This is a genomic window from Pantoea dispersa (assembly GCF_035783935.1).
GTDB lineage: Bacteria > Pseudomonadota > Gammaproteobacteria > Enterobacterales > Enterobacteriaceae > Pantoea > Pantoea dispersa_C.
The window spans coordinates 930,250-950,700 of record NZ_JALKOV010000001.1 but is presented as its reverse complement, the minus strand read 5'-3'; the positions used below and the strand labels follow the sequence as shown (position 1 = coordinate 950,700).

The window sequence follows — 20,451 nt, the reverse complement described above, 5'->3', positions numbered from 1 at the left end:
ATGATAACGCACGGGCCTGACTGGCCCGACGAAACTGCCGATATTGTGCCACAACCTGAACCAGGGCCGCTAATCAGTCAGAGTGATTGTAGTGATAAAGCACAATTATCTAAGCCGCAACGGGTATGTTATTCTTTTTTCAACTAAAGTTATGCCATACGCCTGACAGGTCGTGGATTGTTAAAGGGAAGAGATGTTAAAAATTGTACAACGCACCACGCTGGGCGCGTTTTTATTATTGCTGATGCCGCTGGGCGTGTGGCTTTCGGGCTGGCAGTGGCAGCCGGGGGAGAGCGGACAGCTGCTGCGCGTGCTGTTCTGGATGACGGAAACGGTCACCAGCCCGTGGGGCACGCTGACCAGCCTGATTCTCAGCGGCTGGGTATTGTGGTGCCTGCGCTTTCGCCTGAGGCCAGCGATTCTGCTGTTGATTATCATGAACGGCGCCATTCTCGCCGGTCAGTCGACCAAATCCTTTATTAAAGAGCAGGTACAGGAACCGCGCCCGTACGTGGTGTGGCTGGAGCACAGCCATGGCGTCAGCGAACAGCAGTTTTATCAGCTGAAACGGCAGCAGCGTGGTGAGATGGTGTCCGCCTTACTGGCCAATGATACGAAGCTGCCCGGCTGGTTAAAAAATCACTGGGCGTTCGAAACCGGCTTTGCTTTTCCCTCCGGTCATACCATGTTTGCCGCCAGCTGGGCGCTGCTGGTGATTGGCCTGCTGTGGCCGCGCCGGCATATTATTACCGTGGTGGTGCTGTTTGTCTGGGCGACACTGGTGATGGGCAGCAGGCTGGTGCTCGGCATGCACTGGCCGCGCGATCTGGTGGTGGCTACGCTAATCTCCTGGCTGCTGGTGACGCTGGCAACCTGGCTGGCACAGCGCTTCTGCGGTCCGCTCAGCGTGCCGCCGGAAGAGCAGCGTGAGATCGCCGGGCGCGATGATGGATTGTAATTTCGCCCGCCGACCCCATATGATTGATTGTACTTGCAGAAAGGGCACTAACTGCTGCGCAGATAAGCAGCAAGCGCGGCGCTTTTTTGGCATACTCTACCGGATAACCTCACGACAGGACGCATTGTGAAATATTTGCTGATTTTTCTAGTGGTTTTGGTCATTTTCATCATCTCCGTCACGCTCGGAGCGCACAATGACCAGATTGTCACCTTCAACTATTTGCTGGCGCAGGGCGAATTTCGCATCTCAACCTTGCTGGCCTGTCTGTTTGGCGCCGGGTTTATCCTGGGCTGGGCAATCTGTGGCCTGTTCTGGCTGCGTATCCGCGTGTCGCTGGCACACGCGCAGCGCAAGCTGAAACGTATGCAGGCGCAAAATGAACAATCTGCTGCGGTAAATAGCACCTCCACTGCAGTGCGTCGGGATTAATGTTCGATGCTTGAATTGCTGTTTCTGCTTCTTCCTGTCGCGGCGGCGTATGGCTGGTATATGGGCCGCCGCAGCGCGCAGCAGGATAAGCAACAGGAAGCCAACCGCCTGTCACGTGAATATGTGGCCGGGGTTAACTTTCTACTTTCCAATCAGCAGGATAAAGCGGTGGATCTGTTCCTCGACATGTTAAAAGAGGACAGCGGCACCGTTGAAGCGCACCTGACGCTCGGCAACCTGTTCCGTTCGCGCGGCGAAGTCGATCGCGCCATTCGCATCCACCAGTCATTAATGGAAAGCGCGTCGCTCAGTTATGACCAGCGCCTGCTGGCCATCCAGCAGCTGGGACGCGATTACATGGCGGCCGGACTGTACGATCGTGCCGAAGACATGTTCAGTCAGCTGATTGATGAAACCGATTTTCGCATCAGCGCGTTACAGCAACTGCTGCTGATTCATCAGGCGACCAGCGACTGGCAGAAAGCCATCGAGGTAGCGGAGCGGCTGGTCAAACTCGGTAAAGACAAGCAAAAAGGTGAAATCGCCCATTTTTACTGCGAGCTGGCGCTGCAGGCGCTGAGCAGTGATGATCTCGAACGCGCCATGAGCCTGTTGAAAAAGGGTGAAGCGGCTGACCATCAAAGCGCGCGCGTTTCTATCATGATGGGACGCATTCTGATGGAGCAGGGCGAATATGCCAAAGCCGCGCAGCGCCTGCAGCGCGTGCTGGAGCAGGATAAAGAGCTGGTGAGCGAAACGCTGCCGATGCTGGAAACCTGCTATCAGCGGCTGGAGCAGCCGGACAGCTGGGCGCAGTTCCTGCAACGCTGTGTCGAAGAGAACACCGGCGCTGCCGCTGAACTCTATCTGGCAGACATTCTGGAGCAGCAGCAGGGGCCGGAGGCGGCGCAGCTGTATATCAACCGTCAGCTGCAGCGCCATCCCACCATGCGCGTGTTCCATCGTCTGATGGATTTCCACCTGCACGAGGCGGAAGATGGGCGTGCCAAAGAGAGCCTGATGGTGCTGCGCGATATGGTCGGCGAGCAGATCCGCACCAAACCGCGCTATCGCTGTCAGAAATGCGGCTTCACCGCGCACGCGCTTTACTGGCACTGTCCATCATGCCGCGCCTGGTCTTCCGTTAAACCCATTCGTGGACTCGACGGCCAGTAATCTGGCCGTTTTGTTGTTTTACTGATACGCATAGTAGTTACAACATACTAATTGATTAATCGTATTCACCGCGTCAGCACTGTGCACCGGCTCGTCAAACAGCGGGGCAATCGCCGTCGCAACGTTGTCGTGGCCGGGTTGCACGGGTAGAATGCTGCCGTTTGTCCATCGCGCCTGCGGGTGCCAGCCTCTGAGGAACCGTTATGTCTGTCACTCACTCACCGATTCTGGTGGCACTCGACTATCATGATCTTGATAGCGCACTGCAGTTCGTCGACCGCATCGATCCGGGCCAGTGTCGTCTGAAAGTGGGTAAAGAGATGTTTACCCTGTTTGGACCGTCGCTGGTGAAGACGCTGCAGGCGCGCGGTTTTGAGGTATTCCTCGATCTCAAATTTCATGACATCCCGAACACGACGGCGCATGCGGTCGCGGCGGCAGCAGATCTCGGCGTGTGGATGGTCAACGTGCATGCCAGCGGTGGGGCGCGGATGATGAATGCGGCGCGCGAAGCGCTGCTGCCGTTCGGCAGTGATGCGCCTTTACTGATTGCAGTGACGGTGCTGACCAGCATGGACGAAGACGATCTGAAAGGCCTCGGCATCACCTTATCGCCGGCGCAGCAGGCTGAGCGACTGGCACGACTGACACGCGAATGCGGTCTTGATGGCGTGGTGTGCTCGGCGCAGGAAGCGGCGCACTTCAAACAGGTCATCGGTCAGGATTTCGCGCTGGTGACGCCGGGCATTCGTCCGGCGGGTAGCGAAGCCGGCGATCAGCGTCGCATCATGACGCCGCAGCAGGCACAACAGGCTGGGGTGGATTATATGGTCATCGGGCGACCGATCACCCAATCTGCCGATCCGGCGCAGACGCTGCAGCAAATCCTGCACAGTTTACAGGAGGGCTAATGGCTCAGGACAATCCGCTGGTGTATTCCACCGAAACCGGCCGTATTACACATAGCGAAGAGAAAGCGCAGCGACCGAAAGGCGACGGCATCGTGCGCATTCAGCGCCAGACCAGCGGGCGGAAAGGCAAAGGCGTGTGTCTGATCACCGGCATCGATCTCGATGATGATGCGCTGGCAAAGCTGGCGGCCGAGCTAAAGAAGAAGTGCGGCTGCGGCGGGGCGCTGAAAGAGGGCGTGATTGAGATTCAGGGCGATAAGCGCGACTTACTTAAAACCCTGCTGGAAGCCAAAGGGATGAAGGTTAAACTGGCGGGCGGTTAAGCAAAGCGGGCCACACAAGGTGGCCCGGTGTTACGTAGATGCGCTGCGTAGCCTGAAACAATATTATTTTAATCAACCTGATGGCCGATAATCCCGCCCACCGCCGCGCCGCCAACGGTACCCAGCGCGCTGCCGTTGGTGAGCACCGAGCCACCAATAGCACCGGCACCCGCACCGATTGCCGTGTTGCGGTCACGTTTTGACCAGTTGGAGCAGCCACTCAGGGCCACCACTAACGTCGTTGCCAGTACGGCAACCGTCACGCGTTTCATTGTTGTAGTCATGAACATCTCCTTGATGGTTTACTCAGAGGCAACTGTTTAAGTATAGATGTTACGCCCTGAAATGGTTCACCCGATGCGCTCGGGCGGTGCTTTTCCTTCACACTCCACGCTGAGTCACGCCCGTCAGGGCGCGCTGTTCACGCTGCTGGCGCTAAGAATTTTCGTACCGCCACAGGCTTGAGATAATTTTAGGCGTAAGCAGATGTGTATGCAGAAGGAAAACTCTGAATTCCCGGTTCGCCACGCCGCCGCCTCATTTTCTGTCTGCGCCACACTTTGCCCGCTTTAGCCACTTTCCGCTGCTAATCCAGCCATTCCCTCCATAACGTTTTTGCCGACGGCTCCGCACAATTCACTCATCACTGTATGGCGGAGAAAACACAATGCTGGAAGCGCTAAAACAGCAGGTACTGGAGGCCAATCTCGACCTGCCGCGTTACAACCTGGTGACCTTTACGTGGGGCAATGTCAGTGCGCTAGACCGCGAAAGCGGGCTGCTGGTGATCAAACCCTCGGGCGTTAAATATGAGCAGATGCAGCGCGACGACATGGTGGTGGTTGAACTGGAGAGCGGCAATGTGGTTGAAGGCAAGCTGCGGCCTTCCTCGGACACCGCGACGCACCGCGCACTGTATCTGGCGTGGCCGGAGGTTGGCGGCATCGTGCACACCCATTCGCGCCACGCCACGATCTGGGCGCAGGCGGGCAGGGACATTCCGGCGTGGGGCACCACCCACGCTGATGACTTTTATGGCACCATTCCCTGCACCCGCACCATGCAGCGGGCGGAGATCGAGCAGGAATACGAATGGCACACCGGTCAGGTCATCATCGAAACCTTTGCGCAGCGCGGCATTGAGCCCGGCGCAATTCCCGCTGCGCTGGTGAACTCCCACGGTCCGTTTGCCTGGGGTAAAGATGCGCACAGCGCGGTGCACAGTGCGGTAGTGCTGGAAGAGGTCTCTTATATGGCGCTGCACACCGAACAGCTGCGCGCGGAACTGCCGCCTATTGCGCAGCCCTTGCTGGACCTGCATTACCTGCGTAAACACGGCAAAAATGCCTGGTACGGACAAAACGGCTAGCGTCACGCTCATTCAGGCACCCTGCGGGTGCCTTTGTTTTGCCGGGAATACGATGCCCGACAATGCGGCAGCATGGTTCACCTTAATTCATTTACCACGGGTTAAGCGTTTTTATGCTGTCTACGCCCGATTCGCCATCATTATGTAAGCCTGCTAATCATTCCCGGGGGAGGCACTCGGGGATATCTCTGGATTTTACGTTATAAATCAAACTCTCATTTGGTCTGGCCTCACTCTGCATTACGCTGATGTGGCGTTTAACGCATCACATAAATAGAGGATGAGACGATGACAGTAATTAACCAACCAACCTGCCGCCTGTTCACCGAAGTCGGCCAAACTACCCAGCTGGCCGCCTATTACGAGGAAGGCCGACACACCATGTGGATGATGCTGCGCGCGCAGCCGCGCCCGAGTTTCAACCATGAATTAATTGAGGAGATCATGAACCTGAGCTATGCCGCTCAGCGTTCCGGTCTGCCGATTGATTTCTGGGTGACCGGCTCGCTGGTGCCGCAAATGTTCAATGCCGGAGGCGATTTACGTTTCTTTGTCGAATGCATCCGCAACAACCGGCGTGAAGCACTGCGCGCTTACGCCCGCGCCTGTGTTGACTGCATCCATTCGGCGGCTCGTGGCTTCGATACCGGTGCGGTGACGCTGGCGATGATTGAGGGCAGTGCCTTAGGTGGCGGCTTTGAAGCGGCGCTGGCGCACCACTTCATTCTGGCGCAGAACAGTGCACGCATGGGCTTTCCGGAAATCGCGTTCAACCTGTTCCCCGGCATGGGCGGCTATTCGCTGGTCGCGCGCCGTTCGGGCATGAAGCTGGCGGAAGAGCTGATCTGTGAAGGGGAGTCGCACAGCGCGGAGTGGTATGAAACCCGTGGTCTGGTTGACAAGGTGTTCCAGCCCGGTGATAGCTACCGGACGACACGCACCTTTATCGACACGCTGCGGCCAAAACTGAATGGGGTCCGTGCCATGCTGAAAGCGCGACAGCGCGTGCTGCAGCTGTCACGGGCAGAGCTGATGGATATCACCGAGGATTGGGTCGACTATGCGTTCACGCTGGAACCGAAAGATATTGCCTACATGGAGCGTCTGGTACAGCTGCAAAATCGTCACAGCGCATCACTGCGTAAAGCCGGTTAGCAGTACGCTCAGACGTTAGACGCGGGCAGGATGCTTAGCCAGCCAATGCCCGAGCTGCTCTGCGGGCATTGGTTTTGCATAATAATAACCCTGACGCCCATCGACACCGTTGGTCAGCACAAACTTCTCTTCGGCTTTGGTTTCGATGCCTTCGGCAATCACCTGTAAATCGAGCGCTTTCGCCACGGCAACGATCGCGCGCACCAGCGACTGCGATACCGGTTGCTTGTTAATATTGCGCACAAAACTTTGGTCCAGCTTGATGGCATCAATTGGCACGCGCGCCAGCTGAGAAAGCGACGAGTAGCCCGTGCCGAAATCATCCAGATGCACCTGTGCACCCAGTTCCTGAAACTGTTTCATCAGCTTCAGCGCGCCGGCTTCGTTTTCAATCAGGCAGCTTTCCGTTAGCTCAATATCAATCGGACACTCACTGATACCGGCTTCGCTCAGCGCCTGCTTCAGATCGCTGTAGATGCTCTGGTCAATCAGCTGCTTCGCCGAGACGTTCACCGCGACGCGCAGGTAAATACCTTCGCTGCGCCATTTGACGATCTGCTGTAATACGTTCAGCATGACCCAGCGGCCCAGCGGCACAATCAGCCCGGACTCTTCCGCGTAAGAGATGAAATCACCCGGCGGCACCAGACCGCGCTCGGGTGAATTCCAGCGCACCAGCGCCTCGGCACTGCGCACTTCGCCGTCGCGATCGAGTTTCGGCTGATAGTGCACCACCAGATGATCCTGCTCCAGCGCTTTGCGCAGGTTGGTATCGAGCCACAAATACTCGAACACGCGCTGGTTCATCTCACTGGCGAACACGCAAAACTTGCCGCGCCCATTCTCTTTGGCGTGATACATCGCGGTATCGGCGTTGCGAATCAGGCTTTCGCGATCGTCGCCGTGCAGCGGGGCGAGGGCGATACCAATCGAGCAGCCGCTGTAAACTTCAATCAGCCCGATGCGGAACGGCTGACGCAGTCGCTCCAGAATACGTGAAGCCATGGCTTCCAGCGCCGCCTGGCTGGTGTGCTCAGCCAGTACCACAAACTCATCGCCGCCGAGGCGCGCCAGCGTCTGATCTTTGCCGAGACAGCTGAGGATCGCCAGTGACACCGCCTGCAGCAGCTGGTCACCGAACATGTGACCATAGGCGTCGTTTACCTTTTTGAAATTGTCGAGATCAAGGTAAACCACGCCGGTCTGGCTGCCGTTGGCCAGCTCCAGTGCCAGGCTAATTTGCTGATGGATGGCGTTGCGATTCGGCAGACCGGTCACCGTATCGGTGTTGGCCATGACCCGCAGACGCTCCTGCGCCCGGCGCTCTTCTGTGATGTCGGTGCCGGAACAGATGAGGAAAATTTCATTTTTTCCGCTACCGCTGTGCACGAACTTATTACGAAACAGAAACAGTCGCTGGCCTTTTCTGGTTTTAACCCAGCGTTCAACCTCATACGAGTTGCCGTCGCGAAAGAAGCCGGCGATGTTGCGGCGCGACGCCTGCGCTTCCTGCTTTGTCATAAACAGCTGAAACACATTGCGGCCAATCACTTCCTGCTCTTTCAGTCCGGTGTACTCTTCGCTCAGACGGTTGAAGCGCTGGATGTTGCCGCGCTGGTCAAGAATGACAATCACCGAATTGGCTTCTGACACCACCTGTTCGGCGAACGACAGGCCAAGGGTTAAATCGCGGGCGACTGACGAGGTATCGCCCCATGCGGACGCAGTGCCGGCCCAGGTCGACTGATTCACTTTACGGCCGACAAAGTGCATCGGCACCGGCGAACCGTGCAGTGACAGGGTAAGGTTGATGCTGGAGGTAATCACCGTCATGGCGCGCAGCAGACTGGCCTGAGCAGGCGTCAGCGGCACGGCAAGATTGGTATTGGCATTCTCATCTTCGGCAAAATGCAGCGCATCGCTATCTGAAGTTAAACGCCAATGAGGGCTGGTTGTGCCAAACAAGGTATATAGCAACGTTTGCCCTTGTTCATCGGTCATGGAAACTTCCTCCGGGGGAATGCGCAGCAGGGGTATCTCATTATTTTAGCAACAGTATTCAACCTCCTGCGTCAGCACAAGATGCAAACTGAATATATTTTTGTTTTTATTAAAGAATGGCACGAAAAAGCCCCGGAATCCGGGGCTGAAAGCTTAGCACGGGCACTTGCCGAGTTTACCCGCCTGGCTGGGAAAGCGCGCGTCGAGACAGTAACGATGGAAAGCGCGTTCATCCATGGGCGTCTGTTCCGGATGTTTTTCGCGCATATGCTTCAGATAAGTTTGATAGTCGTGTACGCCCACCATCAACCGAAAGCTCTGCTGTAACCCCTGCCACAGACGCTGCCAGCGGGCGCGCGGTGCGGCAGGGGCGCTGGACAGCAGCGGTGAGCACTGCTGAATCTGCCAGCGACCGTGCGGTTTTTTCCAGCGTAAAATGGCCTCAGACATTTCTTACCTCCTGACGGAGTGACACTTCCGACTCATGGGTGGTTGGCACCGAACTGCGCAGCGCGCGACGAATCACGAAGAACGCCGCAATCAGCATGGTTACCGCAACCAGCATAAAGAAGCCGCACAGCGCCGCGTTGATCTGGTTGCTGAACACGATGGTCTGCATATCTGCCACAGTTTTCGCCGGCGCGATGATCACGCCTTCGTCCAGACCTTTGCGGAATTTATTCGCCTGCGCGAGGAAGCCAATTGACGGTTTTTCATGGAAAATCTTCTGCCAGCCGGCGGTCATTGAGGTGATAAACAGCCAGGCGGTCGGCACAATCGTTACCCATGCGTAGCGCTGCTTTTTCATTTTGAACAGCACCACGGTGCCGAGGATCAGCGCCATCGACGCCAGCATCTGGTTACCGATACCGAACAGCGGCCACAGGGTGTTAATACCGCCGAGTGGATCGACCACGCCCTGATAGACGAAGAAACCCCAGCCAGCCACCGCCACGGTGGTACCGGCCATATTGCCCAGCCACGAGCGGTTGTTGGCCAGTGAAGGCACCACGGTGCCGACCAGGTCCTGCACCATGAAACGGCAGGCGCGGGTGCCGGCATCGACGGCGGTCAGGATAAACAGCGCCTCAAACAGAATGGCGAAGTGATACCAGAACGCCATCATCGCGCGGCTGTTAAACACCTCGGTAATGATATGCGCCATCCCGACGGCAAACGTCGGCGCGCCACCGGCACGCGAGAGAATGGTGCTTTCGCCCACTTCCCCGGCAATACCGCTCAGCATCTCCGGCGTCACGACAAAGCCCCAGCCATTAATCACCTGAGACGCGCTCTCCACCGTGGTGCCAATCAGCGCCGCCGGTGAGTTCATGGCAAAGTAGACGCCAGGATCGAGCACCGAGGCACAAATCAGCGCCATGATCGCCACAAACGACTCCATCAGCATCGCGCCATAGCCGATGAAGCGAATATGGCTTTCGCGCTCCACCAGTTTCGGCGTGGTACCGCTCGATACCAGCGCATGGAAGCCGGAAATCGCGCCGCAGGCGATGGTGATAAACAGGAATGGGAACAGCGCACCGGAGAACACCGGGCCGCTACCGTCGATAAAGCGCGTCACCGCCGGCATTTTCAGCTCCGGCATGGCGAACAGAATGCCCACCGCCAGCCCGATGATTACGCCGATTTTTAAAAAGGTGGAGAGGTAATCACGCGGTGCCAGCAGCAGCCACACCGGCAGCGACGAGGCAACAAAACCGTAGATCACCAGCACCCACGTCAGCTCGGTGCCTTTCAGGGTAAAGATCGGTCCCCAGTACGGATCGGCCGCCACATCGCCGCCGTAAATAATCGCGGCCATCATCAGCACAAAACCAATGATCGACACTTCCGCGATTTTACCCGGGCGCAGAAAGCGCATGTAGACGCCCATGAACAGGGCAATCGGAATCGTGGCGGCGATGGTGAACAATCCCCACGGGCTATTGGCCAGCGCTTTCACTACCACCAGCGCCAGCGCGGAGAGGATAATGATCATCACGCCGAGCGCACCCAGCATGGTGACCACGCCGGCAAACGAGCCCAGTTCCTGGCGCGCCATTTCTCCCAGCGAGCGGCCATCGCGGCGCGTGGAGATGAACAGCACCAGAAAATCCTGCACCGCGCCGGCCAGCATCACGCCGACCAGAATCCAGATGGTGCCGGGCAGAAAACCCATTTGCGCGGCGAGAATCGGCCCGACCAGCGGTCCGGCCCCGGCGATAGCGGCAAAGTGGTGACCAAACAGCACCCATTTGTTGGTAGGAACATAATCCAGTCCGTCATTGAAGCGCTCTGCCGGCGTGCGGCGCCGGTCGTCCAGCTCAAAGATGCGCCTGGCGATAAACAGACTGTAGAAACGATACGCGATGCTGTAGCAGGCGACGGAGGCAATCACCAGCCAGACGGCGTTAACGTGCTCGCCGCGACTGAGCGCCAGCATGGCAAACGCTGCCGCACCAATTAACGCCACCGCTAACCAGATCAATCCGGTTTTGACGTTGTTCATGAGTTAACTCCTTGTAGGGACCGGGAAAATAGGCGATCGGAATACAACAAGTTAAAAGTAATGTAATGAATTGTTAACGACAGGGAATCGGATCAGAAGTGTGAAGCGGGAAACAAATTTAACAACTGCTCAGGCGGGCGGGGAAAAATGCGGGATAACGGCTGTTATCCCGCACGATTTCATGCTCAGGCGGCCGGACGGGCCACCACGCTGCGTGTTTCCATGCGCACTTCGGCGATGGTCACATCAATCACATCGGTCACACGGTAGGCGACTTCACCTTTAATCTGCACGGTGCCGCTCTCCTGTGAGCACACCAGTTCGTCACGCACGGCGTGAATGAACGGGGCAGGGATAAAGGCGACCGCGCCGTTTTCCAGCAGGCGCACGCGCATGCCGCCGCGGGAAACGTCGATGATCTCGGCGCTGAACTTGCGGTCACTGCCGGCAAACGGCGCGAGGAAGCGCGCGTACAGCCAGTCACCGACATCGCGCTCGGCCATGCGGTTCAGACGGCGACGTTCACCCATGGTGAGCGTAACGTCGTCCTGCGGCCGTGCAATGCTTTCGCCGCGCACGATGGCCTTCAGCAGACGGTGGTTGATCATGTCGCCGAATTTACGAATCGGTGAGGTCCAGGTGGCGTAAGCTTCGAGGCCGAGGCCGAAGTGCGGGCCTGGCTCGGTGCTGATTTCCGCAAAGCTCTGGAAACGGCGAATCCGGCTGTCGAGATACTGGGTCGGCTGAGCATCCAGCTGACGACGCAGCTGACGGAAACCTTCCAGCGTAGTAATCGCCTGCGGATCCACGGTGATACCGTGACCGGCCAGCACGCCCGCCGCCTGTTCTGCGTTCGCGAGATCGAAACCGGTGTGCAGGTTGTAAATACCGAAGCCAAGTTTCTCTTTCAGCACCGTGGCGGCGCAGACGTTCGCCAGAATCATCGCTTCTTCTACGATGCGGTTGGCGATGCGGCGCGGTTCGGCAATGATATCCAGCACTTCGCCTTTCTCACCCAGCACAAAGCGGTAGTCAGGACGATCTTTAAACACCAGCGCGTGGGTCTGGCGCCATTCGCTGCGCGCCAGGCACAGGCGATGCAGCAGGCGAATCTGCTGCGCGATGGTGTCATTTTCCGGCTGCCAGTTACCGCTGTTTTCCAGCCAGTCCGACACCTCGTCATACACCAGCTTAGCTTTGGATTCGATCCACGCGGCGAAGAAGTGAGCATCGTCAGCCAGGCTACCGTCCGGCAGCACGGTAACGCGACACACCAGCGCCGGACGCTTAACGTTAGGGCGCAGCGAGCAGACATCATCCGACAGTTCGCGCGGCAGCATCGGGATGTTGAAGCCCGGCAGATAGTTGGTGAAGGCGCGTTTGGCCGCCATCTGATCAAGTTCGCTGCCGGCGGCAACGTAAGCGGTCGGGTCGGCAATGGCGATGGTCAGCGCCAGCTTGCCTTCCGCCAGCTCTTCGACATACAGCGCATCATCCATATCTTCGGTGCTGGCGCTGTCGATGGTGACAAAGTTCAGCGCGGTGAGATCTTCGCGCTGCAGCTGTTCATCCAGCATGTCGCCGAAGCCGACTTCCGGCGCTTCACGCTCCAGATTGTGGCGCGACAGCGTGACCCACCACGGCGCGAGGTGATCGTCCGCGGTGACAACAAATTCGGTCAGTTCAGCATAGAAACCGCGATCGCCCTTGAGCGGATGGCGGCGCATCTCTGCCACGGCCCAGTCGCCGTTCTGGAAATCGTGGGTCAGTCCACGCACCGCACGGCACTGAATCGCGTCTTTCAGCAGCGGATGATCCGGCACGATAGACAGGCGGTCATCTTTTTTCTGCACGCGGCCGACAAAGCGCGTCAGGAACGGCTCAATCAGGGTTTCCGGCTCCGCGCTCTCGCGGTCTTTGTCAGTGTGGATCACGGCGGCAATACGGTCACCGTGCATCACTTTCTTCATCTGCGGAGGGGGAATGAAGTAGCTTTTCTGAGCGTCAACTTCGAGGAAGCCAAAGCCTTTTTCCGTGCCTTTCACGACACCTTCGGCGCGCGGGGTCTGCGCGTGAAGCTTCTCTTTCAGCTGCGCGAGCAGCGGGTTATCCTGGAACATAATATATTTAGTTTCGTGGCCTAAGAGCGGTGGACAGTTTTACGCGAATCAGGTCCGCGCGGCAAGGCTAAAACAGGCGAAAAAGCCGCTTTACGCGGCTTTTTACTTTCTGGCAACGCGGAGAACTCAGGCGATGCGCTGGGTTGGTGCAGCGGCGGTTAGCGCCAGCTTCACCGGTACCGATTTGGAGGTGGGCGTACCGCTGCCGTCACCGTAGCTGGAGAGCGGCACCAGCGGATTGGTCTCCGGATAGTAGGCGGCAAGGTTACCGCGCGGAATGTTATACGGCACCAGCTTAAAGCCGCTGACACGACGCGTCAGGCCGTCATTCCACAGGGTTTCAATGTCGACCAGCTGACCTTCGCTGAAGCCAAGCGACGCCATATCTTCCGGGTGGATAAATACAACTTCACGCTGCCCGTACACGCCGCGATAGCGGTCATCGAGGCCGTAAATGGTGGTGTTGTACTGGTCATGTGAGCGCAAGGTCTGCAGCGTGAACGGCACTTCAACGTCATTGCCCAGCTGCGGGAACAGCGAGGTCGGCAGGGCGGCTGCGCTAAACTCCGCCTGTCGCGATGGCGTATTGAAGCGCAGTTCGGCGGCGGCGTTACCGAGGTAGAAACCACCAGGAATATCGCACTGACGGTTAAAATCAGCGAAGCCGGGGATGGTCGCCGCAATATGATCACGAATGACGTTGTAATCAGCGGCCATGCCGAGCCAGTCGATGTGGTCGCTGCCGAGCGTGGCGTGCGCGATCCCGGCCACAATGGCCGTCTCCGAACGCTGCGTCTCCGCCAGCGGAATGCCCACGCCCTCTGACGCGTGCACCATGCTGAACGAATCTTCCACGGTGATGAACTGGTTGCCGCTGGCCTGGCGATCGCGCTCGGTACGGCCCAGCGTCGGCAGAATCAGCCCTTCGTGGCCCGGCACCAGATGGCTGCGGTTCAGCTTGGTGCTGATGTGCACCGTCAGGCCGCAGTGCTGCAGCGCTTCTTCGGTAACCGGCGAGTCCGGTGCCGCCGCGGCGAGGTTGCCACCCAGCGCAATCAGCACTTTGACTTCATCGCGCAGCATCGCGTTGAGCGCTTCAACCGTGTTGTGGCCGTGCTCGCGCGGCGGTTCAAAATCAAAATGGGCACCCAGCGCATCGAGGAACGGCCTGGACGGTTTCTCGTCGATGCCCATGGTACGGTTGCCCTGCACGTTACTGTGGCCGCGCACCGGACACAGGCCAGCGCCCGGTTTACCGAGCTGGCCAAACAGTAGCTGCAGGTTAACGATTTCCCGCACGGTATCGACCGAATGTTTGTGCTGGGTAATGCCCATCGCCCAGGTGACGATCACGCGTTCGGCACTCTGGTAGATAGCGGCGGCCTCGCGAATCTGGGCTTCGCTCAGGCCCGACTGCTGCACAATCTGCTCCCAGCGGGTGTCGTCCACGGCGGCCAGATACTGCTCCACGCCCTGAGTATTGGCATCAATAAAGGCCTGATCGAAGATGCCTGCTTCACCGGCGGCCAGCCGTTTACGCTGCTCTTCCAGCAGCGCTTTTACCATCCCGCGCACCGCCGCCATATCGCCGCCGAGGTTGGGCTGATAATAGGCGGAGCTGATGTTGCCGGCCATCGATGTCACCACTTCCAGCGGCTTTTGCGGATCGGCAAAACGTTCCAGACCGCGTTCGCGCAGGGTATTAAAGGTCACGATTCTCGCGCCGTGATCGGCGGCATGGCGCAGGCTGTGCAGCATGCGGGGATGGTTAGTGCCCGGGTTCTGACCAAAAACAAAAATCGCGTCGGCATGGTCAAAATCGTCCAGACGAATGGTGCCTTTACCGACGCCAATGCTGCGCTTCAGCCCGGTGCCGCTGGCTTCGTGGCACATGTTGGAGCAGTCAGGGAAATTGTTGGTGCCCAGCACGCGGCCAAACAGCTGGTACAGCCAGGAGGCTTCATTACTGGCGCGACCCGAAGTGTACAGCTCCAGCTGGTCCGGATGGTCCATCGCCTGCAAATGCTGTGCAATCAGCGCAAAGGCGTCATCCCAGCTGATTGGCTCGTAGTGATCGGTCGCGCTGTTGTAGCGCATCGGGTGGGTCAGACGGCCCTGATACTCAAGGAAATAGTCGCTCTGCTGATACAGCGTGCTGACGCTGTGGCGGGCAAAAAACTCAGGCTCGACGACGCGTCGCGTCGCTTCCCAGGTCACAGCTTTCGCGCCGTTTTCGCAGAAGCTGAAGGTGCTTTTGTTGTCATCGCCCCAGGCACAGCCCGGGCAGTCAAAGCCACGCGCTTTGTTCATGCGCATCAGGTTACGCATATTTTTCAGGGCGGCTTTGCTGTCAAGGACGAAACGGGTGGTGGCTTCCAGCGAGCCCCAGCCGCCCGCTGCGGCGCGATAGGGCTGAATTTTACGTTTAAATTTCATGATAGTCGCAGGCTTATTGTTTATGAATTGTTATCAGAATATGACTTCTGTTGGTGAGAAGTGTGCGACTGGCGGCAAAAGTTGTCTAATTGATTGACTTAATGGTGCGATAGTTAACGTTTATCGCGCGGCAGCGGCAAAAGCGTGATCGCTATCATAAATTACCGGCTGCCGCGCGCCACGGGTTAAGTGCGTTACCGATTACTGACTAATAATTGCTCTTTCTGTAAGTAAAAGGGCGCGATCCATGAAGCAACTCGCCAGTCAGGTTCACGCATTCGGCAAAGCGTTAATGATGCCGATCTCGGTTATTGCCGCCGCCGGTATCTTTCTCGGTCTCGCCGCCGCGATGCAAAATCCGGCGATCACCGGCGAGGCATTCGTCAGTATGCAGGTGCCGCAGCTGATCATCGGTTTTATTCGTAAGGTAGCGGGCGCGCTGTTCGCTAATCTGCCGGTGTTCTTTGCCGTCGCCAGCGCCATCGGGCTGGCCAAAGCAGAGAAGCCCACCGCCGCCTTTGCTGCAGTGATTGGCTACATCGCCATGAATGTCGGCATCAGCGCCACGCTGGCGGCAAAAGGGCTAACGGCGGCCACCACCACGCCAGAGGCGCTGCAGCAGGCAGGCATGGATCAAACCCATGCGATGATGACCTCGGCCGAGTACATCGACATGCTTGGCATTTTTACCTACAACATGAGCGTGCTCGGCGGGGTGATTGCCGGTCTGCTCACCGTGGTGCTGCATAATCGCTTTTACACCCAGCAGTTGCCCACGGCGATCAGCTTTTTTGGCGGCCGCCGCTTTGTGCCCATCGTGACGGTGGTGGTGCTGCCGCTGGCTGGCGTGCTGCTGGCGCTGATCTGGCCCACCATCGGCCAGGGCATCGCGTGGATCGGGCAGATGATCGGTAAAAGCGGCCAGTACGGTGCCTTTCTGCTGGGCGCCTGCGAGCGCCTGCTGATTCCAACCGGCCTGCATCACATTCTCAATGAAACCGTGCGTTTTACGCCCATTGGCGGCATGGCAACGGTAGACGGCCAGACCATCGTCGGCGCGCTGAATATATTTAATACCTCGCTGACGCATCCCGGCGCGATTCCGGATGATACCGTGCGCACCGCCACGCAGTTTCTCGCTCAGGGCAAAATTCCGGTGATGATGTTTGGTCTGCCGGCTGCCGCACTGGCTATCTATCACACCGCCAAACCGGAACATAAGCAGCGGGTCAAAGCGCTGGTGCTGGCCGGCGCGCTGACCTCGTTTACCACCGGCATCACTGAACCGCTCGAATTCTGCTTCATCTTTGTCTCGCCGGTGCTGTACGTGCTGCATGCGCTGCTGACCGGCCTGTCATTTATGCTGATGTCGATGCTGCATCTGATGATTGGCAACGTGCAGGGCGGTGCTATCGATCTGCTGGTGTTTGGCATTCTCGGCGGCAGTAAAACCCACTGGTGGTGGACGCTGGTGCTGGGTGCGATTTACGCCCCGGTCTATTACTGGGGATTTCGGTTTGTCATTACCCGCATGCAGGTGGAGACGCCGGGGCGCGAATCGGAAGACGAAACCAAACCGCAGCAGGTGGCAGCGGGTGAACGCACCCGCGTGATCATCAGCGGACTGGGCGGCGAAGCCAATATAGAGGACGTCGATTGCTGCTTCACCCGCCTGCGCGTGCGGGTTAAAGAGATGAAAGAGGTGGTGGATCAAACGCTGCTGTCGACCGGCGCGAACGGCGTCAACCGCGTCAGCGAGCACGATGTACAGGTGATCTATGGGCCGCAGGTGGAGAAGATCGCCAATGAGGTGAAAACCGCGCTCGGCGTCGCCTGACGCCGGCGGCTTACCGGTACAGCCAGCGGGAGCGCTGTGCCGGGCGCCCGGGCGCGTCTGCGCATTCATCCCGCGTCTCCCACCTTGTCTAATCGCCCGATAAAGCAGAAATTTCTTCGCTGAGTGCGCGTTGGTGCGCGGTGAGTTTTGCTACCATAACGCGATAAAATTCGACGGTGGACAAGAAAATCGACATCAAGCAATTGATCTATCTGTGCAATCTGGAGCGTGAGCGCCATTTTGGCCGGGCGGCGGAGGCCAGCTTCGTTAGCCAGCCTACGCTCTCTATGCGCCTTAAAAACCTTGAGCGTGAGCTGGGCCTGTCGCTGATCAACCGCAGCAACAACTTTGACGGCTTCACGCCGGAAGGGGAACGCGTGCTGACGTGGGCGCGCGAAATTGTCTCGGTGTATCAGGGGCTGAAGCTGGAAGTGGAGTCGCTCAAACATGGCGTCAACGGCACGCTGCGGCTGGGCGTGATGCCGCAGTGCAGCGTGGCGCTGCCGGCGTTACTGAAAGCGGTAGAAGCCCGCTATCCGCAGCTCGACTATCGCGTTTCCGCCATGAGCGCCGATCAGCTGCTGGAAGCGCTTAACAGCCACACCGTGGACGGCGGTATCGGCTTTTTTGAACTGACCTCACTGCGTGAACTGCATTTCCAGACCGCGCTTCTCAACGATCGCGGCGTCGAAGCGATTTTCCATCCCGATCACTTCCCGGCGCTGCTGCCGCATGAGCGGCTGTCGCTGCACACGCTGGCGAGCCAGCCGCTGTGCCTGGCGGAGCCGACACGCTATTTCCGTCGCTATCTCGACGGTCAGCTGCGTGAAACCGGCGTGCTGCCGCGGGTAATTGTGGAAAGCGCCTCGGTGATGCAGCTGATTCAGAGTGCGCAGGTTGGCTTAGGGGTGATGGTGTCGCCCTGCGGCCATCTGCTACCGGAAATGCTGCACCATCTGGCGCGCCGGCCGATTGATATCGCGCCGATGGGGCGTCAGGCGGCGCTGGTGATTGCCGAACCGGGCAGGGCGTCGCCGCTGTCGCAGCACTTTTTCGACGAGGCGCGGCGTCACCTTGCGGACTAGCGCGTCTCGCCCAGCGCCATCAGCAGGCGATCCTGCCAGCTGGCAAACGCCACCGCCAGCATCAGCGTGAACAGGCGATCGCTGTTCCAGCCTGCATTCAACAGCGGCTGCAGGTGAGCGGCACTGAAACGCTCTGGCAGCCGGGTGAGCTGGGCGCTCAGCGCAATCACCTGCTGCGTCAGGTCGTCGTCGCCGGCTTGTTCCACACCTTGCAGCAGCTGTTCCCGCCAGGCGTCCGCCAGCTGCGCAAACTGGCGGCGGCAGCCCAGCACGCGCGCGCTGACCGCCTGAGCCAGCTTATCCTCTGTGCCGAATCCAGCCTCAAGCCGCTGGCGCAGCGTCGCCCAGCCATACAGCGCCTGGGCATCATGCAACAGCAGCCAGACCGCGTCGTCGAGTCCGGCCATGCCCTGACAAAAAGTCACCGCCGCCAGCTGGTCAGCGCTGGCATAGCGCAACTCGACCGGTTTGATGGCGTGCTGCCAGACGGCGTCGTGACTGAACAGCACCGCATCGGCGTCGGCGGGCGGCGTGACGCCAGGGATCCAGCGCACCGGCAGGCCCATCATCGCCTGCAGCGCGGCCACCACGCGCGCCTGAAAGCTGACGTAACCCACCACCTGGTTGAGCGTGACGATATCCGGCTCGGTCAGGCCTACTGCATCCAGCGCGCTGATGCTGCTGGCGGTTATCAGCTCAGGCTGCATCGCCAGCTGGCGCGCATACTGGGTGATTTGCGTCAGGCGATTATTGCTCTCACGCGAAGAATCCGGGCCCGGCAACGGGTTGAGCCGCGCCGAGTAGTGATTGCACAGCCGCTGCACGCCAGCCACCTGCGCCACCGTCAATGCGGTGCTGAGACGATCGTACAGCGTCAAAGTGTGGGTCAGTGAAGTGCTGACCGCGTCGGGCAGCAGCGTGTGGCTCAGATCGCGTGCTGCCTGCAGCACCGGCTGAAAGCGCTGCAGCAGCGGCTGAAGCGCACTGGCTTCCTGCTGCAGGCCGAGCAGAAAACGGTCGTCAATATGGGCGGCTTCGGGTACCAGCGGAGCAGCAGCGGAGGTATGCGGGCGAGTCTGGCTTTCATAAAACCAGTGGTCATGGCCGGGAGAACGGCGGTGTTCCATGGTCATTCCTTTCGCAAAAAACGGACTGAGTGCACAACGGGCAAATCTGAAAAGCGCATCGCCACCCAAGGGCTAGCTTATCGTCGCTGAACGGCTGTCCACGGCAAAAGAATGATGGGGAATAATTAATAGCGTGCGGCTATAAGGCGGGGAGAGAAAATAAAAAGGGCGAGCACCTGGCTCGCCCGCAGAACTTATTTCAGTTCCAGCTCGTTCATCGCGGCAATGCTGAAGCCGCCATCAACGTGCACCACTTCACCGGTGATGCCGCCTGCCAGGTCTGAACACAGGAAGGCCGCAGAGTTACCCACGTCTTCGATGGTGACGGTACGGCGAATCGGGGTTACCGCTTCGCAGTGTGCCAGCATCTTACGGAAATCTTTGATGCCGGATGCGGCCAGGGTACGGATTGGACCAGCAGACACGGCGTTGACACGCACGCCTTCCGGACCCATCGCGTTCGCCATGTAGCGCACGTTGGCTTCCAGCGACGCTTTTGCCAGACCCATCACGTTGTAGTTCGGGATCGCGCGCTCTGCACCCAGGTAAGAGAGGGTCAGCAGTGCTGCGTTCGGGTTCAGCATCGCGCGGCACTCTTTGGCCATCGCGACAAAGCTGTAGGCGCTGATGTCGTGCGCGATTTTGAAGCCTTCACGGGTAACGGCGTTCACGTAGTCGCCATCCAGCTGGTCGCCCGGGGCGAAGCCGATGGAGTGAACGAAACCGTCAAATTTCGGCCAGGTTTTTGCCAGTTCAGTGAACAGGGCAGTGATGCTCTCGTCTTCTGCCACATCGCACGGCAGAACAATGTCTGAACCCAGTTCTTTAGCGAACTCTTCCACGCGACCTTTCAGTTTGTCGTTCTGGTAGGTGAAAGCCAGTTCTGCGCCCTGTTTGTGCATCGCCTGCGCAATACCGTAGGCAATGGAAAGTTTACTGGCAACGCCAGTAATCAGAATGCGCTTACCGGAAAGAAAACCCATAGCTGTAATCCTTATGGTCATTGTTGTTG

General features: G+C 58.5%; 17 protein-coding genes. 9 read left to right on the top strand and 8 right to left on the bottom strand.

Annotated elements, in window-relative coordinates; genetic code table 11:
• Window positions 1–193: 193 nt before the first annotated feature.
• The 5 genes from pgpB to yciH all read left to right on the top strand — a co-directional run bounded on the left by pgpB (window position 194) and on the right by yciH (window position 3,800).
• Entirely contained in the window at window positions 194–958 is a 765-nt protein-coding gene (gene pgpB, locus MXF20_RS04610; protein WP_325967862.1) for a phosphatidylglycerophosphatase B, read from the top strand.
• A gap of 126 nt (window positions 959–1,084) precedes the next feature.
• Window positions 1,085–1,390: a LapA family protein gene (locus MXF20_RS04605; RefSeq protein ID WP_325967861.1), complete on the top strand. Its 306-nt coding sequence runs from the start codon at window positions 1,085–1,087 to the stop codon at window positions 1,388–1,390.
• Window positions 1,391–1,396: 6 nt separating this feature from the next.
• Window positions 1,397–2,566 carry a lipopolysaccharide assembly protein LapB gene (lapB, locus tag MXF20_RS04600; protein ID WP_325967860.1) on the top strand — a complete coding sequence of 390 codons (1,170 nt, stop codon included), beginning with the start codon at window positions 1,397–1,399 and terminating at the stop codon, window positions 2,564–2,566.
• Window positions 2,567–2,769: 203 nt separating this feature from the next.
• Window positions 2,770–3,477 carry an orotidine-5'-phosphate decarboxylase gene (pyrF, locus tag MXF20_RS04595; protein WP_325967859.1) on the top strand — a complete coding sequence of 236 codons (708 nt, stop codon included), beginning with the start codon at window positions 2,770–2,772 and terminating at the stop codon, window positions 3,475–3,477.
• Entirely contained in the window at window positions 3,477–3,800 is a 324-nt protein-coding gene (gene yciH / locus MXF20_RS04590; RefSeq protein ID WP_325967858.1) for a stress response translation initiation inhibitor YciH, read from the top strand. Before pyrF ends, yciH begins: the two co-directional genes overlap by 1 nt.
• 68 nt (window positions 3,801–3,868) lie before the next feature.
• Here the strand turns inward: yciH and osmB are convergent, their stop codons facing one another.
• The gene (osmB, locus tag MXF20_RS04585; protein WP_031279061.1) at window positions 3,869–4,084 is read right to left on the bottom strand and encodes an osmotically-inducible lipoprotein OsmB; all 216 of its coding nucleotides are present in this window, start codon (window positions 4,082–4,084) and stop codon (window positions 3,869–3,871) included.
• A gap of 383 nt (window positions 4,085–4,467) precedes the next feature.
• Between osmB and araD the strand changes: the two genes are divergently transcribed.
• Both araD and MXF20_RS04575 read left to right on the top strand, forming a co-directional pair.
• The gene (gene araD, locus MXF20_RS04580; protein ID WP_325967857.1) at window positions 4,468–5,169 is read left to right on the top strand and encodes an L-ribulose-5-phosphate 4-epimerase; all 702 of its coding nucleotides are present in this window, start codon (window positions 4,468–4,470) and stop codon (window positions 5,167–5,169) included.
• Window positions 5,170–5,457: 288 nt separating this feature from the next.
• A complete protein-coding gene (locus MXF20_RS04575) occupies window positions 5,458–6,324 on the top strand; it encodes a crotonase/enoyl-CoA hydratase family protein (RefSeq protein ID WP_021505954.1) in 867 nt (288 codons plus the stop codon).
• 15 nt (window positions 6,325–6,339) lie between these two features.
• Here the strand turns inward: MXF20_RS04575 and pdeR are convergent, their stop codons facing one another.
• From pdeR to MXF20_RS04550, 5 genes are all read right to left on the bottom strand, one after another.
• Window positions 6,340–8,325, bottom strand: coding sequence for a cyclic di-GMP phosphodiesterase (pdeR, locus tag MXF20_RS04570; protein ID WP_325967855.1), 1,986 nt, complete (start codon window positions 8,323–8,325; stop codon window positions 6,340–6,342).
• Between the two features lie 153 nt (window positions 8,326–8,478).
• The gene (locus tag MXF20_RS04565) at window positions 8,479–8,775 is read right to left on the bottom strand and encodes a YbdD/YjiX family protein (protein WP_325967854.1); all 297 of its coding nucleotides are present in this window, start codon (window positions 8,773–8,775) and stop codon (window positions 8,479–8,481) included.
• The gene (locus tag MXF20_RS04560) at window positions 8,768–10,834 is read right to left on the bottom strand and encodes a carbon starvation CstA family protein (RefSeq protein WP_325967853.1); all 2,067 of its coding nucleotides are present in this window, start codon (window positions 10,832–10,834) and stop codon (window positions 8,768–8,770) included. The genes MXF20_RS04565 and MXF20_RS04560 overlap by 8 nt, the downstream gene beginning before the upstream one ends.
• 185 nt (window positions 10,835–11,019) lie before the next feature.
• A complete protein-coding gene (locus MXF20_RS04555; protein ID WP_325967851.1) occupies window positions 11,020–12,954 on the bottom strand; it encodes an exoribonuclease II in 1,935 nt (644 codons plus the stop codon).
• A gap of 126 nt (window positions 12,955–13,080) precedes the next feature.
• Window positions 13,081–15,390, bottom strand: coding sequence for an FdhF/YdeP family oxidoreductase (locus MXF20_RS04550; protein WP_325967850.1), 2,310 nt, complete (start codon window positions 15,388–15,390; stop codon window positions 13,081–13,083).
• A 247-nt stretch (window positions 15,391–15,637) separates the two neighbouring features.
• Between MXF20_RS04550 and MXF20_RS04545 the strand changes: the two genes are divergently transcribed.
• Both MXF20_RS04545 and MXF20_RS04540 read left to right on the top strand, forming a co-directional pair.
• Window positions 15,638–17,227, top strand: a complete 1,590-nt coding sequence (locus MXF20_RS04545; protein ID WP_325967849.1) for a PTS transporter subunit EIIC — start codon at window positions 15,638–15,640, stop codon at window positions 17,225–17,227.
• A 188-nt stretch (window positions 17,228–17,415) separates the two neighbouring features.
• A complete protein-coding gene (locus MXF20_RS04540; protein ID WP_325967962.1) occupies window positions 17,416–18,312 on the top strand; it encodes a LysR family transcriptional regulator in 897 nt (298 codons plus the stop codon).
• Here the strand turns inward: MXF20_RS04540 and MXF20_RS04535 are convergent.
• Window positions 18,309–19,439, bottom strand: coding sequence for an oxidoreductase (locus tag MXF20_RS04535; RefSeq protein WP_325967847.1), 1,131 nt, complete (start codon window positions 19,437–19,439; stop codon window positions 18,309–18,311). The two genes, MXF20_RS04540 and MXF20_RS04535, sit on opposite strands and share 4 nt — an antisense overlap.
• 194 nt (window positions 19,440–19,633) lie before the next feature.
• On the bottom strand, window positions 19,634–20,422 hold the full coding sequence (fabI, locus tag MXF20_RS04530) for an enoyl-ACP reductase FabI (protein WP_021505963.1): 789 nt from the start codon (window positions 20,420–20,422) through the stop codon (window positions 19,634–19,636).
• Between the last annotated feature and the right edge of the window lie 29 nt (window positions 20,423–20,451).

Excerpts from the sequence above, each read along its gene's own strand:
- pgpB (WP_325967862.1), top strand. The coding sequence starts at position 194 with ATGTTAAAAATTGTACAACGCACCACGCTGGGCGCGTTTTTATTATTG.
- lapB (WP_325967860.1), top strand. The coding sequence starts at position 1,397 with ATGCTTGAATTGCTGTTTCTGCTTCTTCCTGTCGCGGCGGCGTATGGC.
- pyrF (WP_325967859.1), top strand. The coding sequence starts at position 2,770 with ATGTCTGTCACTCACTCACCGATTCTGGTGGCACTCGACTATCATGAT.
- yciH (WP_325967858.1), top strand. The coding sequence starts at position 3,477 with ATGGCTCAGGACAATCCGCTGGTGTATTCCACCGAAACCGGCCGTATT.
- osmB (WP_031279061.1), bottom strand. The coding sequence starts at position 4,084 with ATGACTACAACAATGAAACGCGTGACGGTTGCCGTACTGGCAACGACG.
- araD (WP_325967857.1), top strand. The coding sequence starts at position 4,468 with ATGCTGGAAGCGCTAAAACAGCAGGTACTGGAGGCCAATCTCGACCTG.
- MXF20_RS04575 (WP_021505954.1), top strand. The coding sequence starts at position 5,458 with ATGACAGTAATTAACCAACCAACCTGCCGCCTGTTCACCGAAGTCGGC.
- pdeR (WP_325967855.1), bottom strand. The coding sequence starts at position 8,325 with ATGACCGATGAACAAGGGCAAACGTTGCTATATACCTTGTTTGGCACA.
- MXF20_RS04565 (WP_325967854.1), bottom strand. The coding sequence starts at position 8,775 with ATGTCTGAGGCCATTTTACGCTGGAAAAAACCGCACGGTCGCTGGCAG.
- MXF20_RS04560 (WP_325967853.1), bottom strand. The coding sequence starts at position 10,834 with ATGAACAACGTCAAAACCGGATTGATCTGGTTAGCGGTGGCGTTAATT.
- MXF20_RS04555 (WP_325967851.1), bottom strand. The coding sequence starts at position 12,954 with ATGTTCCAGGATAACCCGCTGCTCGCGCAGCTGAAAGAGAAGCTTCAC.
- MXF20_RS04550 (WP_325967850.1), bottom strand. The coding sequence starts at position 15,390 with ATGAAATTTAAACGTAAAATTCAGCCCTATCGCGCCGCAGCGGGCGGC.
- MXF20_RS04545 (WP_325967849.1), top strand. The coding sequence starts at position 15,638 with ATGAAGCAACTCGCCAGTCAGGTTCACGCATTCGGCAAAGCGTTAATG.
- MXF20_RS04535 (WP_325967847.1), bottom strand. The coding sequence starts at position 19,439 with ATGGAACACCGCCGTTCTCCCGGCCATGACCACTGGTTTTATGAAAGC.
- fabI (WP_021505963.1), bottom strand. The coding sequence starts at position 20,422 with ATGGGTTTTCTTTCCGGTAAGCGCATTCTGATTACTGGCGTTGCCAGT.